This window comes from Sulfitobacter sp. HI0129 (assembly GCF_001635395.1).
Classification (GTDB): Bacteria; Pseudomonadota; Alphaproteobacteria; order Rhodobacterales; family Rhodobacteraceae; genus Sulfitobacter.
The window spans coordinates 1-1735 of the sequence record NZ_LWGH01000626.1; the positions used below are offsets into that span (position 1 = coordinate 1).

The 1735-nt window shown below is 61.8% G+C and carries 3 protein-coding genes; 2 read left to right on the plus strand and 1 reads right to left on the minus strand.

Features of this window, described 5'->3' with window-relative positions; all coding sequences use genetic code 11:
• Positions 1–83: 83 nt before the first annotated feature.
• Both A3764_RS16370 and A3764_RS16375 read left to right on the plus strand, forming a co-directional pair.
• A complete protein-coding gene (locus tag A3764_RS16370) occupies positions 84–425 on the plus strand; it encodes a YnfA family protein (RefSeq protein ID WP_082851099.1) in 342 nt (113 codons plus the stop codon).
• A 105-nt stretch (positions 426–530) separates the two neighbouring features.
• Positions 531–1100, plus strand: a complete 570-nt coding sequence (locus A3764_RS16375; RefSeq protein ID WP_067951781.1) for a transposase — start codon at positions 531–533, stop codon at positions 1098–1100.
• A 176-nt stretch (positions 1101–1276) separates the two neighbouring features.
• On the opposite strand, the gene A3764_RS16380 is transcribed toward A3764_RS16375, so the two are convergent.
• Positions 1277–1735, minus strand: a 459-nt coding sequence (locus tag A3764_RS16380; RefSeq protein WP_067951782.1) for a TRAP transporter large permease subunit, incomplete at its 5' end; no start/stop codon positions are given.

Below are 1735 nucleotides of genomic sequence, written 5' to 3' on the forward strand. Positions count from 1 at the left end.
GCCGACATCCTTGACCGTATCCATGATCACAAGATCAACCGGCTCGACGAACTGCTGCCTTGGCAGTGGAGAATAGCTCGCCCATGACGAGCGTCTTCGTCTCTATCGGCATGTATGCGCTGGCTGCTCTCGCCGAGATCGCGGGATGCTTCGCGTTCTGGGCCTGGCTACGGCTTGACCGCTCTGCCCTCTGGCTTATCCCAGGCGCCATCTCCCTCGCCCTGTTCGCATACTTGCTGACGCGGGTTGAGGTCGAGTTTGCCGGTCGGGCATATGCGGCCTACGGCGGCATATACATCGCAGCATCGATCGCCTGGCTTTGGGCCGTAGAGGGGCAGATCCCGACCCGATGGGATATCATCGGCGCAGTCTTTTGTCTGACCGGCATGGCGATCATCTTGGTCGCGCCGATGCTTCAGGAGTAACCCGCGGTCTCAATCGGGCGGTTACACGATGCGCTGGTCCTGGCCGAGATGGGGCGCGCTCTACAGCTGGCTCCGGCGAGCCCGCGTTCTGCCGAACGGCAGCGTTTGTCTGAACTTACCGCCCACCGGGCGGGCATAACCACCATGATCGTTGCGGAGAAAAACCGCTTGAGGACAGCGCAGGATCCATGGATTCGGCGCAACATCTCTCAGCACATCAAGACCCTGCAAGCCAGTCTCGCGAAAGCCGAGGCAGAGATGGAAGCCGTAATCCAAGGACAGGGCGATTTGCGCGAGCAAGCTGCGCGCCTACGCCAAGTCAAAGGGATCGGGCCCGTCGTCTCAGCAACCTTGATCGCGCAGCTGCCTGAACTTGGTCAGCTTGACCGCCGAAGGATCGCGGCTCTCGCCGGACTCGCACCACATGCGAATGGCTCCGGACATCGACGCGGCAAACGCAGCATATGGGGTGGACGCGGCACGATCAGGCGCACCCTCTATCTGGCAGCACTCACCGCCAGCAGGTTCGACCCGCGGTTCAGGGCGTTCAAGGAGCGCCTGCTTGCGGCTGGAAAGGCCAAAAAGCCCGTCATCGTCGCTTGCGCGCGCAAGCTCCTGACCGTTCTCAACGCAATGATCAAAACTGGAACGGCCTACCGAGACGCCATCGTTTGAAACACAGTTGCTACTCAAGAGTTGGAGCCTCCGGCAAACCCGGCGCGGTTCAGAGCTTCGCCCTGTTCCTCGCCATCACGGCGTTGCGGATGCTGTCGGGCGCGCTGGCGACGTTTTCCTGAGGGCGGGGACAACCGACAGGATCGGTCGCCCCCGCTAGGCCATGTTCCACCGGGTCAGGGCATTTCCAGCAGGCGGGGGAGCGCCAGTGCCAGGATCGGGAAGACCACGACCACCAATAGGCGCAGCAGGTCGGCCCAGAGGAAGATGGTGATCCCCCGGAAGATGGTCTTCAGCGATATGTCCGGTGCCATCGAATTGAGGATGAAGACGTTCATCCCGATCGGCGGCGTGATGAGGCCGATCTCGACGGTCATCACGAGGACGATGCCCCACCACACCGGGTCATAGCCCATCTGCACGACCAGCGGGAAGGTGAAGGGCAGGGTGATGAGAAGCGCCGACATCGTGTCGAAGATGCTGCCCAGGATCAGGTACATCACGATCAGCACGGCGATCACCAGCGCCGGGCTCAGCCCCCAGACCTGCATCAGGTTGACCAACTCGTCGGGCATCCGCGTCGCCGAGACGAAGTAGCCGAAGATCGTGGCGCCGAACAGGATGAGATAGATCAT

What these genes read in the sequence shown, in the direction of transcription:
- A3764_RS16370 (WP_082851099.1), top strand. Translation starts at nt 84, where the DNA reads ATGACGAGCGTCTTCGTCTCTATCGGCATGTATGCGCTGGCTGCTCTC.